Origin of the sequence: [Ruminococcus] torques ATCC 27756 (genome assembly GCF_000153925.1) — a bacterium.
Lineage (GTDB): Bacteria > Bacillota > Clostridia > Lachnospirales > Lachnospiraceae > Mediterraneibacter > Mediterraneibacter torques.
This window is the reverse complement of record NZ_DS264346.1, coordinates 111,967-125,295: the sequence shown is the minus strand read 5'-3', so window position 1 is coordinate 125,295 and position 13,329 is coordinate 111,967. Positions and strand designations below refer to the sequence as shown.

At 44.3% G+C, this 13,329-nt stretch carries 6 protein-coding genes; 2 read left to right on the top strand and 4 right to left on the bottom strand.

Annotated elements, in window-relative coordinates:
- Together RUMTOR_RS05075 and RUMTOR_RS05070 are read left to right on the top strand one after the other, a co-directional pair.
- The coding region (locus RUMTOR_RS05075) for a SpaH/EbpB family LPXTG-anchored major pilin (RefSeq protein WP_004846062.1) at positions 1-1,617 on the top strand (1,617 nt) is incomplete at its 5' end.
- 106 nt (positions 1,618-1,723) lie between these two features.
- Positions 1,724-2,611 (top strand): class C sortase, encoded by an 888-nt coding sequence (locus RUMTOR_RS05070; RefSeq protein WP_004846060.1) that lies wholly within the window; start codon positions 1,724-1,726, stop codon positions 2,609-2,611.
- A 48-nt stretch (positions 2,612-2,659) separates the two neighbouring features.
- On the opposite strand, the gene RUMTOR_RS05065 is transcribed toward RUMTOR_RS05070, so the two are convergent.
- The 4 genes from RUMTOR_RS05065 to RUMTOR_RS05050 all read right to left on the bottom strand — a co-directional run bounded on the left by RUMTOR_RS05065 (position 2,660) and on the right by RUMTOR_RS05050 (position 13,198).
- Positions 2,660-3,523 carry a methionyl aminopeptidase gene (locus RUMTOR_RS05065; RefSeq protein ID WP_004846059.1) on the bottom strand — a complete coding sequence of 288 codons (864 nt, stop codon included), beginning with the start codon at positions 3,521-3,523 and terminating at the stop codon, positions 2,660-2,662.
- 37 nt (positions 3,524-3,560) lie between these two features.
- Positions 3,561-4,796, bottom strand: a complete 1,236-nt coding sequence (locus tag RUMTOR_RS05060) for a DUF1015 domain-containing protein (RefSeq protein ID WP_004846058.1) — start codon at positions 4,794-4,796, stop codon at positions 3,561-3,563.
- A gap of 468 nt (positions 4,797-5,264) precedes the next feature.
- On the bottom strand, positions 5,265-6,557 hold the full coding sequence (locus RUMTOR_RS05055; protein ID WP_004846057.1) for an IS110 family RNA-guided transposase: 1,293 nt from the start codon (positions 6,555-6,557) through the stop codon (positions 5,265-5,267).
- A gap of 119 nt (positions 6,558-6,676) precedes the next feature.
- On the bottom strand, positions 6,677-13,198 hold the full coding sequence (locus RUMTOR_RS05050) for a SpaA isopeptide-forming pilin-related protein (protein ID WP_004846056.1): 6,522 nt from the start codon (positions 13,196-13,198) through the stop codon (positions 6,677-6,679).
- Positions 13,199-13,329: the final 131 nt, after the last annotated feature.

The window sequence follows — 13,329 nt, the reverse complement described above, 5'->3', positions numbered from 1 at the left end:
AAAAAGTTAATGGACAAGAAAACAAAAATGAAAGAAAAAAAGGCAAGCGGTATTTGGAAAAAAGTGTTGGGAATCTGTCTTGCGGTAATCATGGTCATCGGGATGACGATGCCGGCATGGGCGCAGATCGATGCAGAGTCGAAAGGTTCTATCAAAGTTACGGCAGATGAAAGCGGATGGACAGCATCGGCGTACCGGGTGATCGATGTGAATTTTGATTTTGACAACCAGCAGCCGAAAGAGCCTGCTTATGTGTGGAACAAAAACGCCGCAGAATGGGTCAGAACAAACTTTAAAGATTATATTGAAGCGGACGGCAACGGCGTAACAGAAGCGTTTATAACAATGGATACGGATAAGGATGCGGTTAAGGTAAAAGAATTTGCAGATAAGATGTCGTCGGCGATCGCGGCAGATACGATTCAGATGGGAGCGGCAGGAAGCGTTCAGCCGGGTGAAGGTCAGACGGAATCGACGATCGGAAATCTTTCAATGGGCGGATATCTTCTGCTGATGACAGGCGGAAGCAAGATCTATTCTCCGGTATTTACACATATTTATCCGAAGTTTAGCGACGATACAAAAGAATGGGCAATCGTAGACGGAGATATTACAATTACCGCAAAGGGAACAAACCCGACGATCAAGAAAACTGTAAAAAATGCAGACGGAAAAGAAATATCTACGACGGCGATCGGAGATACGGTAACTTACGAACTGACAGTTGATATTCCGGTTTATCCTGATAGTGCAAATGTAAAAACATTTGTTTTCGGAGATGTTCTTCCATCCGGTGTAGCGTTGGTTGAAGATTCAGTGGCAATCAACCCGTCAGGTGCGCAGACAGATCTTTCGGAACACTTTATAAAAACAGAAGGAAAATTTGAATACAGCGTCAAAGATTACGGCAATTTGAAAACAGCAGTCAACGGTGCAAGTCAGATTATCGTAACTTATAAGGCAAAAGTTGTATCAGAAGCTTATGAAACACCGGATAACTTGAAAAACGTAGCGTATTTGAAGTACAACAGCGTTTCTTATAATACACAGGGCGTTGAAAAAAAGATCAATGTGGACCGTCAGTTATATACGTATGGCGTAAAGATTAAAAAGGTAGACAACAAGGACGAGAATACGGCGCTTCAAGGTGCGGAGTTTGCTTTGAAAAAAGGCGATACAGAAATAAAGTTTGCGAAAAGCGGAAAGATGTATTATCCGGCAGCAGACGGAGATGCAAAACTGACGACAGATGGAAATGGAGAAATGCTTATCGCAGGTCTTGATCTTGGAACATATACATTGACAGAGACGAAAGCGCCGTCAGGTTATACTTTGCCGAGAAATCCTGAGACGACGATCACGCTGTCTGAAAAAGACGCTGTAAACGGTACGCTGGATGAGTCAAAAGCAGAAGGAACGAATGTGAAAGCAAACTCGGCATCTGTTGATACACAAAAAACATGGCAGTTGAACTTCGTTCTTACAAACGGCAAAAGTAATTTCAACCTTCCGATTACAGGAGGCATCGGAACGGCAGTCTTTACGATCGGCGGAATTATGATCATGGCAGGAGCGGTAATGCTTCTTACATATGCGATCCGCAGAAGCAGAAGATAGGAAGTTTCAGGAAGAAAAGAAAAAAGTTCCGAACGGAAAACAGACAGAGAAAAGGCAGAAAAACAAATAGAGAAAGAAAAAGACAGAAAGAAAAGGGTTTGTCTGTATGCGCGAAAAAAGAAAAAGCCGAAAACGGCACAATAAACGCGGGCAGATATTAACACCGGTCATATTCCTGACGTCCCTGCTTTTATTTGCGGCGGGCGTCGGGATTTTCATTTATCCGGCGTTAAGCAACTATCTGGCGCAGCGTGAGCAAAAAGAAGTCATAGAAGAGTACGCTCAGACTGTAGAACAAATTGATAAAGACAAGATGGCAAGACAGTGGGAACTGGCAGAAGAATACAACGAGACTCTTCTCGGTGATCCCGTTCATGATCCGTTTATTCCGGGAACAGGATATGCGCTTCCCGATAATTATGAAAGTGTGCTGAATGTAAACAAAGACGGCGTAATGGGGTATCTGAAGATCCCGAAGATCAAAGTCGATCTTCCGATCTATCATGGCACAAGTGAAGAAGTTTTGGAAAAAGGCGCGGGACATGTCGACGTGACCGCTCTTCCGATCGGCGGAGTGAACCGGCATCCGGTCATCAGCGCGCACAGAGGTCTTCCAAGCGCGGAATTATTTACAAGGTTAGATGAATTGGAAAAGGGAGATCGTTTTTTTCTCCATATCCTTGATAAAACGCTCGCCTACAAGGTAGATCAGGTGAGAGTTATTAAGCCGGAAGAATTGGAACAACTGCAGACATATCACGATAAAGATTATGTGACGCTTCTGACTTGTACGCCTTACGGAGTGAATACACACAGGCTTTTAGTACGCGGAGAACGGATTCCGTATGAAGTGGCGGAAGAAAATGGGGGTGAGGCGTTCGATGATGAAAAGAATCAGGGAATGCCGCAATGGGTGAAAGAGTATGTTGTTATGATTATCGCAGGGATCTTGCTGCTTGTTTTCGCAGGCAGGATGTTTGCGGCGAGAAAATAAAAGAACCGCAGAACAGAAGAAAAGAAGACTACTGTTCTGCGGTATTTACTATTTCGTCAAAACTTCTACGCCGTCATTTGTGACAAGTACCATGTATTCGATCTGGGATGACAGTCCGTCGTCGATCGTGTATACAGTCCAACCGTTATCCTCATCAACGAAGAAGTCGGGACTGCCTTCATTGATCATCGGTTCGATCGTGAAGATCATACCGGGAACGAGAAGCATTTCACTTCCTTTTGGAGTGACATAGCTGACAAACGGATCTTCGTGGAATTCAAGTCCGATTCCGTGTCCGCCGATCTCTTCTACGACAGAATAGCCGTTTTCCCGGGCATGAGTGTTGATCGCATGCGCGATATCACCGAGATGTCCCCACGGTTTTGCGGCCGCAAGTCCGAGGTTGACGCATTCCTCTGTTACGCGGACGATTTTTTCGGCTCTTTCGGAAACCGTTCCGAGCTTAAACATACGGGAGGCGTCGGAAAAGTAGCCGTTTAAGATTGTAGAGACGTCAACGTTGATTATATCGCCGTCCTGAAGAATGATATTTTTATCCGGGATACCGTGGCATATTTCGTTGTTGAGCGAAGTGCAGACACTTTTCGGAAATCCCTGATAATTAAGCGGCGCGGGGATTCCCCCGTGTTCTTTCGTGAACGTATATACGATGTCGTCGATCTCGGCAGTGCTCATTCCGATGCGGATGTGCTTTGCGACTTCATCGAGTACAGCGGTATTTAATCTGGCGCTTTCTTTGATCTTTTCGATCTGTTCAGCCGTTTTGAGGATTGCCCGTGTCGGAACAATCTCGCCGCGTTCTGAATGCAGAAGAATTTTTTCTTCGATCGGCATATGGCATTTTTTGTATTTTTTGCCGCTGCCGCACCAACAGAGTTCATTTCTTTCCATGAATAACATCTCCTTGTAGTTATTTTATTACTGTATTTTAAAAGCGGTGAATGAAAAGGCCGCTTCGCAGTTTTGGTTCAAACCATGTTGATTTCGGAGGCATGAGAAGCCCGGCGTCCGCAACGCCCATCAATTCAGTCATAGAAGTGGGATACATTGCAAATGCGATCCCGCCTGTCTGATCTGCGGCGTCTTTCAGCGCGTCAAGTCCCCGGATTCCGCCGATAAAACGGATGCGGGAATCTGTTCTGGGATCGCTGATGCCCAGAACCGGGGAAAGGATGTGATCCTGTAAAACGGAAACATCCAGATCTTTTACCGGATCGCCGGAGAAAAGGTCTGCTTTTGCGTTTACACGATACCAGTTTCCGTCGGCATACATTCCGAATTCGCCTTTTTTCTGCGGGCGGACTGCTTCTACGCCGGCCAAAGCCACATCGAACCTGCTCTTTATTGTATCAAGAAATTGTTCAAATGTATACCCGTTCATATCCGTAACAACTCGATTGTAGTCGTAGATCGCCAGTTCGTCCGCGGGGAAGAGGACAGAAAGAAAATAATTGTATTCTTCTGTTCCTGAAAAATGGAGATCTTCTGCTCTGCGTTTCAGTCCGACTTTGACAGCAGAAGCTGCGCGGTGATGTCCGTCTGCAATGTACAGATGTGGAATCGCCTCAAAAATCTTAGAAATGTCAACAATCGTTGACATTTTATCTATACACCACACCTCGTGTCTTATCCCGTCGTCAGAGGTGAAGTCGTAGACTTCAGGTGTTAATCGGACGTTTTTGATGATCTCTCCTAGTTTTTTGTCGGCGCGGTAAGCGAGAAAGATCGGTCCGGTCTGGGCGCTGCATGCGTCGATGTGACGGATTCTGTCCTGCTCTTTTGCTTCCAGTGTATTTTCGTGTTTTAAGATCACATTGTTGCAATAATCGTCGATCGAAGCGCAGCCTACAAGCCCTGTCTGTGTTCTTCCGTTCATTGTAAGCGCGTATAAGTAGTAACAAGGTTCTTTGTCCTGAAGAAAAGAACCTTCATCGATCATACGGTTCAGTGTTTCAGATGCTGTTTTATATACTGCTTCGCTGTATGGATTTGTGCCTTTTGGAAGAAGCGTCTCGGCTCGGTCGATCTGAAGAAAAGACTTCGGTTCGGCAGCCACGATTTCTCTTGCTTCCTCGCTGTTGTATACATCATAAGGAAGGGCGGCTATGGCAGAAGCTAAGTCTGCGCGAGGGCGGATTCCTTTAAATGGTCGGATAATGCTCATAGTAGTACCTCCTCATATAATCAAGTGTTTTTTATTGAAAATTCAAGGTTTTTCAACCTTTTATATCTCAGTGAATAGGCCTCAGCTACAAGCATTTCCGTGTATCGGGTACTGAAATAGTGATTAATGGGTATACGAAATAAAACGTCATTGTTTTTCGCTTTACTGGCCTTGTGTATACCCTTCCCTCTATGGCAGCTAACCTCCTATATCCACCAGGATCATCTCTGTCTCCAGAGGTCCTAACTTCCTTCGTACTGCCTGCCCATAACCAAGGTGTCAGCTTTGCTCCCTAACGGGGTCATGCCCCATGGAAAATATTCCTGCCGACTACTGGCTCATTCTTTGTATTATTGATTACTGACTCGCTTCCTGTTCCAGCACTGTGTTCAGTGGACGTTATCTGTTACATTCTGCTTATTCGGTGGCTGCCCAGATGACAGCCTCCACTATAGTTACTTGTTTTTCTTACGCAGCCTGCGCATAAGCCGCCGGTCTCCTGATGTCATTGACCATCTTCTTGGGATCATAGCCCACGCCTTTTGTCAGTATGGCATAAAAAACACGAAGCAGCTTCGCTGCTATTGCCATAAGTGACTGCATCTTCTTTAATGGATTTAGCCTTCTAGTTGTGTAGTAATTATGGAGTTCCCTAAATTCTGGGTTCTTCGCTACAAGCGACATTGCAACCTCGAAGAGCAGGTATCTAAGTCTCTTTCGACCTCGTCTGCTTATTGTTGTCTTGCCCTTGTGTTTTCCAGAACTATTTTCAACCAGTGCTAAACCTGCAAGTTTCTGCAGTTCTTTCGGGTCATTAAAGCGTCTGATGTCGCCTACCTCTGCAAGAAATCCAGACACTGTCTTGATTCCTACACCTTTGATTTCCAACAGCTTTTCAGCCATTGGAATCTGATTTACCAATCCTTCAATCAGACCCATCACTTCCTGAAGACGTATATTTCTGGATTCATAGTCCTCCAGAAGCATTCGGATTTCCATTCTTGCAGATACTGCACCTTCTTTGCTTCCGACACTGTGCTCAGCAGCTTCGATCAGGGTCTTTGCCCTCGCCTTTCCAACTGCTCTCAACTTTGCATCCCGCCAAATCTGGTTCACTCCATCAATACCCAACGTCAGAATATCTTCTGGGAGTGGTGCTTCCTTTAGAATCAGTATTCCACTTTTGGCATCCGGCTTACCGTATACCGTCTTATATTCAGGAAAATATATATTGAACCAACGATTAATCCTATTTTGAATTCGTGTAAGCTCCGCTTGTAATTGAAATCTGATGTTTGATGCCGTTCTAAGATCAGCATAAACACCGTCTGGCAGGTATGGGATCATGTATCGTCCCTCTCTAACTAATCCTGCAATGACTTTTGGATCCTTACGATCATTCTTTGTCGGATGATTGTCGTCGAGTTCTTTTGATTTCTTCACATGGTGAGGATTTACAAGAACCGGTTTCATTTCATTATCTTGAAGAAACTTTCCAAGATTAAACCAGTAATGACCAGTTGGTTCCATCCCTGGAATCACCTTATCCTTCCCATGCTTTTCTTTGATATCCAGAACCCATGCCTTAAATGTCACGAATCCTGCTTCCGTGTTACTAAATTTGAATGGTTTCTTCGAATACTCGACTCCTCTGTAATCAAAAGCTCTGGCATAATGCGTTTCACTTCCGACATCGATTCCGAGTACCAAAGTTTTTTCTGTAATAGCTTCAATTTTTGCGTTCTGTGTGTTAGACTTCATTGTAGATACCTCTCTGTTCAATAAGATTTTTACTAACCTGCCAGTCAGTAGTCTTATTGTACTCTGAGGTATTTTCAATTTTCAACATCCACATTTTTTATTATACAGGAAGCTCCTTATTATTTATATCCCCCTTTTCTCATGCCGCGTGATCTTACAGTTTTTCTCTTTCTCGAATCATACCAAAACCACAACCCGGCTGCCGCCGCGATCAGAACCGTGCCTGCAAGATAGCTGTATCCCCTTCCGCCTGATAACGGAAATTCGGCATAAGTATAGTTGATCACTTTATACGGATTCTCATCCGTTCCTTCCCCCGAAAATGCCGGAGGCCTTTTTACGCTTCCGGTTATCTTCAGTTCATGAGTCTCTTTCTCATATGTGACTTTCCACTGACCTTTCGCCGTCACGTATCCGCTCGGAGCTTTCAACTCCGCCAGACGGTACTCTGTGCCTTCTTCTGCCGGAAGATTTAGGAATTCGACTGTTCCGTTTTCATCCGAAACCGCCGTTCCCTGCAATTTCCAACAATCTTTATACGCATATCCGGCGTCGAGACTACCGTTTTCATCGTGCCGGATCAGATCTTTATCATGCTTTCCTCCATGAGACGGATCGCTGCAGATCAGCCGGTACAAAGCGAACTTCGCGTTCTTCAAAGGCTCTCCTTTTCGGTTTTCCTTTGTAAAGCTTACGACTCCGCTGTTTTTTTCATTTCTCACCTGAAGAGTCACATTTTCTTTATTGGAGAGAGGACTTTCCAAACTTACTCCGTAAGGAAGTACAAACTGATTTTCCTCTCCCTCCTGTATCGATAATTTAAACCGAATCGGATCTGACGCGCCGTATCCGTTCGGAGGCGTCGTCTCTTTTAAAACGTATTCTCCTGCCGCAAGGTTCTCGAAACATGCCGCCGCGCGAACTTTTTCACGATTCTGTGCATCCATTCCTTCCGCACTTTCAGGATCTTCCATTCCCTTTTTATATGCGGCAATCTCTTCATTCGTCAGCGGTACATAATAAACGTTTTTCTCAGCCGGATCGCCTTTCAGCGTATATACCGTATAAGACGTATCTCCCCGATGATACCTTCCGCTCGAACTGTCATAATTCGGATCGCTTATACTGATCTCATTTTGCCACATATAAACGGCCGTCCGGTTTTGAACGATATTATCTTCCGTATCATAAAGCGTAAAACCTGCGTTTTCCAAAGGCACGTTTCGGGAACTGTCTGTTTTCAAGACCGCAACATTATGAGAGCCGATATTTGTAAACGTAAAATTATGACGGCTTTCTCCCGTTCCGCCCTGCGCTGTCCAAAACCCTTTCTTCGCACATTCGCTTCCGATCGCCCCTTCTTCTTCCGGAATGATCGAAATATGCTTCTTCTCTGCTTTTACATCTGTATGAGAATGATTCTGTTCGGTATCCGAAAGTGGGTCATCACTTCCCAATACCGTTGATCCTGCGTCCGCTTCCAAAGTCAGAAGAGCGGTTTCATCTACTTCATGTACTTCATATTGTGCGCCAAGCGGGATATTTTCATAGACAGTACTTCCTGTCAATTCCCCTGCTTTTACAACTACAGTCTGCGGAACGACAACGACCTTTTCCTTATTGTTTTCATCCGTTGTTTTATAATGGATATGGAACAAATAACCCCGCTCTTCCCCATACGCTTTTCCCTGAAGTTTTTTCGTAATCTTAATTTCTCCGTGAGCAGGCACTTGTTTATTCGCAAACGTAACTTCCTGTACGCTTTCTTTCATTGTACCTTCCGCCGTTTTATATTCGACTTCCGTTCCGTTCACATTATATTTCTTTGTTCCCACCTTCACCTTGTGGTCATACTCATCACCTGTGCGTACACCGCCTCTGTCAGGATCTGTCTGCACGAAATTTTTTGCCACGTTTTGAGGATAAGTATAATTCCCGCCGATCTCGATATTTTGCGGTATCTCATTTTCCTCGTGGATCGTATATACAGTCTCTTTCGGAATACCGTACACTGCTACGCTTGCAGTCTGTTTTCCCGCCGGAACAGTTACGTCGATTTCCTGAACAATACTGCTTCCGCTTTCCGACATGCTTCCCGATCCGAGATTTCCTTCAAGGCTCATTCCGGCTACGTCAGTATAATGAACATGAAATTTATATGTATGATCTTTTTTCGGATCGATCTGATCGACGGTTTTTGTAATGATCAGTCCTCCGCTGATCAGATCGTTTTTATACGCCACAGTCAGATGGATCCCGTTTTTCTGAAGGTTGTCAGGATCGAGATAGCTTCTGAAAACAAAAGTCTCGTTCTTTTCCGATACATGTCCTTCTCTGTTTGAACTCGGATAGTGATACCCTTTTCCGTCCGCGCTCTTTACATTTCTGTCGTCTGACGCCGTATATGTTCTTACATCCGTCACTGTATTATTCAAAATCTCCGGATCATTTTCCACCGTTCTTGCCGTCGGATGCAGCGCAAGAATGTTATCCGCAATATAACCTTCCGTATACATTCCCGACGCACCGTCATATACCGCATTTTCCAAAATCGACCACGAAGTCCGAAATACTTTGTTTCTCAGCGGATCGTCTTGTGTGATCTGCAAATAACTTCCCTCACGGAATTTATCGACAAAAGACGCTTTGTTTCCATCTGTAAGCTCCAACAGTCCTCTCGATCTGACCATGAGGTCATTTCCGTTGTTCACAACATCTGTTTCCTGTATCGGATTCAACCGGAAGAACGCTCCGCTTACCGGATTTAAGACCGCCTCATTATAGCTAAGAGGCCGCTCTTTTGTTCCCAGCGATTCATAATCTGAAATCTGATCGTCGCTTGCATAAAATCCGGTCGATTGGTTCGGAATGATCTTTCCTTTAAAATCCATATCCGCCATATACAGACTTCCTCTGTCACGCGCAAAGGCGAACTGCACTTTGGCGACATTTTTCATATCAAAATCCGATATTCCCGAATTCCAGTCTGCCAGATTCAGACGAACGATCGACCACTGGCCTTTCGGCATCGAATTACTGTATCCATAATACGTCATCTGACTGGCAGGTCTGGTGATCACATTTCCGTGCCGGTCTGTCAGTCTCGCTTTTAACGACCACCCGGTAGCGCTGGAAGCATCCGAGTTATTATAAACTGACATTTGAAGATATGCCGCTTTTGACAGATCCACACTGCCTCCGTTCTCCGCACAGTCGATCGTTGTCCAGTATTTTCCCGAAGCAATTTCTTCCGACATCTGATACTGATCGAGATTTTTGCCGCTGTCTTTATTCACAAGCTTTATCACATCGCTGCGCTCACCGATAATCGGGCCGTCTGTCTCTGCGTCCGGATCTGCTTCTTTGAGCTCACTTTCTCCGGTCTTAGACCCTCTGTATGTTCCGCTGTTTTTAAAATCGTTAAACTTAACAGCGCCTTCGTTACGGAGATAACCTACCGAATCTTCCACGGGAATCTGCCTTCCGCTTGTCGCCTGATTCAATATTTTATAAGTAAAACTTCCGATATATCCTAATGCTTTTCCGAATACGTTCTGATTTGCCGAAGCAGTGCTTACCTGATTCGTCAGATCAAGCTGATTCGTTTTCGGGAAATTAAAACGGATCTTTAAGTTGGAAACACCCGCTCCGCGCTCCGCATAAAAAATCGTGATCTTATGTATGCCTTGCGAAAGTTCTTCCATATCTAAACACGGACCGTTCGCATCATTTTTTTCATAAATATTCGCCTGTGCATGATGCTGATTTTTATTGATCGGATATCCGTCCTCTGTTGCACCGTCTTTATTTAATCCGTACACATCTACCGCTCCGGTCTCAAAGTTAATATGACCTTCCAGAGGATTATGTTTCCCTGCCATATCAAGTACAAGTTTTCCGTCGATATACAATAAGAAATCATCGTCTCCCGAAAACTCAAATTCAATCGGCTTCTCAATATATTCTCCTGCCTTTTCTCCCGGCATACGCACTTTTCCGTCTTCCGTCAGCTTAAATTCCAGTTCCATCTTCATACCGAAGCAGAAATTCGTTTTCATCCTATCCAACCGGTAAAACGAGTTTTCTTTCGTTGCGTCGTTTTTGTCATTAAACGGGAAAAATCCGAATTGATCTTTTCCCATTGCGACATCTCTGTCACCTGTTTTCAGCGCGTCTTCCTTTTCTCCTACGTCTAAATAATAGCCTTTATCGGGATCTTCTTTTAACCGCAGCACATGATCGGACTTCAAACTACTGTACTCCCAATAGCCGTCATCTGCAAGGAAAAACGGAAATGAAACGTTATTATACACGTATCCCAGCGCCGAGTGAAACGCATTGTTTCCGCGAAGAAAACTCTCGTCAAACTGCGGAAGTTTCACACCTGCAGTTGAGATTTTTCCATCTTCCAGTTGTTTATCGACATGCCCGTAAGCATACTTTAACGTATTTCCCGAATGCCAGTCATTCGGTCCGATCTGATTTCCCGACATATTGCCCGGAGAAGAATTATTTAGCGGATTATCCCCGTCTGTTACAGCCGGATGCCTGATATATTTTCCATAATACCACGCCGCCGCTTTTTCATTTTTCCCTTGGAAATACTTGGAGATGCCGTCGTTCAATATTCCGAAACTCGTTTCATATTCGTACGGCGATCCGTTTACTTCGCTCAATCTTTTTCCTTGAAGTTCATAATCCGAATAATAATCATAAAACGTCGTATTTGCGTAATAGTATTTTGGATCATACGACTTGTTTTTCGCTATCGGAATGTTCTTTCCCTCATCTCCGTGATCGCTCGCCTTAAAGATCGAACTCCATGTTCCGTTGATTTTCGACTGCTCACTCGTATAACTTAAACTTTTCTTCTGAAGTACGTCTGCGAAAAAGCATGGAAAAGCATAAGTATCGTCAATCTCAGTTATATCCGTCTTATATTTTACAACTTTGCCGTCTGCTCTGTTTTCACATATACGAAATTGAATATACTTTTCTTTATCCGACAGTTTTTCATGTGTAAAAAATGTTTTATAAAAAACTTCATTTTCCATATCTTCGCTTGCCTGACCCGTTCCCGAAGATTCCGGCAGCGCCTGATCCATCTTTTTCCATTCGGTTTCCACTGCCTGCCCGTCTTCCGGGTTTTCGCAAAGACGATATTCCACCGTATCCGCCGCTTCTGTTTTCCCGCCTTCTACACCACTTGCAACGAGCGCTCCCGACGTTCCGTACATCTGATCTTTAAACGCGACATACCGATCGCCGTCTGTTTCATAACTTCTCCAAATACGATGACTGTCATCCAAGTTCCTCAGAATGAAAAAGTTATCGCCTGATGCAATATTATATAACTGATAATATACTTTATCGTCTTCTTTATTATCGGAAGGATGTTTAAAACCGCCTTTTTCATTAAGCTCTCCGTTTGAAATTGCCAGAAGCGACAGTTCTGTCAGACCTGATCCTTTTCCAAACGCATAATAAGTACATAATTCATAGCGGGTCTCTCTTGTAACTTTCTTTGATACGATCTTTCCGTTTTTATCTGCGTAAGATACCCATAACTCATCCCACACTTTATCTGTTTTCGTATCATAATTTCCGTCTTTGTCATTATCAACATAGATCGCCAGTTCATCCAAGATGTTATTACTTGATGACGGATGACCTCCCCAGTAGGACGTGTGATAGGACATGTCCCAGTAAAAGCAGTCTCTTGTCTTTTGCGTAAATACAAAAGATCCCGATCCTCTTTGCTTTACCTCTCCGGCGGCGTCTATTACCGGCTCTTTTTTTATCTCATGATAAGGGTCGTTCGGATTTGCGGCCTGACGCAGATTGTATACGATCTGAGAGTCTATTTCTCTCGCTTCTCCGTTTTTATTCGTTACTTCCATCTCAAACGCAACATAAGAACAGCCTTCCGGTATTACCGTTCCGAACAGTCCCGCTTCGTCGACGCTGATCATTCGATATGTCTTCGGTATTTCCTTTTTCCCCGCATTCCCCGGTTCAATCGGATCTTCTTTATAAAACAATGCGTAGACTGTATTTACATGCAGTTTCTCAAACGTTGTCGCTCCGCCGAACGCACTTGCCTCATACAAGTTCGGGATACTTGCAAAATACATTGCTTCATATACCGCGCTGTCTTCCGCTGTTCTGTAAACATCCGTCTCTGTCATCCGCTCCCCGAGAGCGCAGAGCGCATGTTGCCTCCCATCCAGATCATAATAGATGTGAGAACAATATTCATCATTGCACAAGCTTTCCTGCTGCGCAGATGTCATGTTCTCTTCTTCCGATGATCCTTCAGAAACCGTTCTATCCGATGCATTCGGACTGTTCTTCGCGTCTGTCTCATCAGACGTCTGCCCGTTTTGCCGTACAGCATCGTTTTCAGACGTCTGCCCGTTTTGCCCATTCTCTTCTAACGGATATAGGGCGCTCCCATCTATTCCGTCGGACAGACTTTCTCCTTCCTTCCCCACCTCTGCGGAAGGGTTTTCTGTTGTAATTTCACCTGGTTTTGCCGAGACTTCCATAATCGGCCGGATGATCATAACGATCAACATAAGCACCGCCAAGATTTGCGATGCTTTCAGATTCCCCTTAAATATTCTGTTTTTTCTCCCCATTATACACCCTCGTACTTATTAGTATTATACTTATCTGTACAAGTTCCCCAACCTTGTACGAATATATCCGTATTCTATCACTCGCATATAGGAATTACAACCCTGCCGCCTGATCTATTTAAGTTTTCCTC

Coding starts and splice junctions, on each gene's coding strand:
- RUMTOR_RS05070 (WP_004846060.1), top strand. CDS start 1,724: ATGCGCGAAAAAAGAAAAAGCCGAAAACGGCACAATAAACGCGGGCAG.
- RUMTOR_RS05065 (WP_004846059.1), bottom strand. CDS start 3,523: ATGGAAAGAAATGAACTCTGTTGGTGCGGCAGCGGCAAAAAATACAAA.
- RUMTOR_RS05060 (WP_004846058.1), bottom strand. CDS start 4,796: ATGAGCATTATCCGACCATTTAAAGGAATCCGCCCTCGCGCAGACTTA.
- RUMTOR_RS05055 (WP_004846057.1), bottom strand. CDS start 6,557: ATGAAGTCTAACACACAGAACGCAAAAATTGAAGCTATTACAGAAAAA.
- RUMTOR_RS05050 (WP_004846056.1), bottom strand. CDS start 13,198: ATGGGGAGAAAAAACAGAATATTTAAGGGGAATCTGAAAGCATCGCAA.